This is a genomic window from Pseudomonas sp. 10S5, from assembly GCF_035019745.1.
Classification (GTDB): Bacteria; Pseudomonadota; Gammaproteobacteria; order Pseudomonadales; family Pseudomonadaceae; genus Aquipseudomonas.
In genome coordinates this window covers 1-305 of record NZ_JASJVL010000055.1, presented here as the reverse complement: position 1 = coordinate 305, position 305 = coordinate 1, and the positions used below count along the sequence as shown (strand labels likewise).

The window sequence follows — 305 nt, the reverse complement described above, 5'->3', positions numbered from 1 at the left end:
CCGGGAGCGAATAAGGGCCGGAAGTTGATGACGATGTCGCGGTAGCGATGGGCGATGTACAGCACGTTCGTCACTAAACCCTGACGATCCGGGATGGTAGCGATGTAAGCATCGAACTCGTAAAAAGGCGCAGTGAGTTCACCGATGGTGCCGTTCTTTTTGTACTCGCCGTTGTTGTCGTAATCGAAGAGGGTGACAAGGCCGGTGCGACGGTTGATTTCCCAGATGGGGCCTCGGGAGGGTTTGACCCAGAGCTTAGGGAAATAGCGCATGACTATTGAAGCGAGGGCCCAGCAGAAAAGAGG

At 55.1% G+C, this 305-nt stretch carries 1 pseudogene; it reads right to left on the bottom strand.

The features are described 5' to 3' along the window. Window positions 1-272 (bottom strand): annotated as a pseudogene (locus QN378_RS23360) (hypothetical protein); the annotation flags it as partial. Window positions 273-305 lie beyond the last annotated feature (33 nt).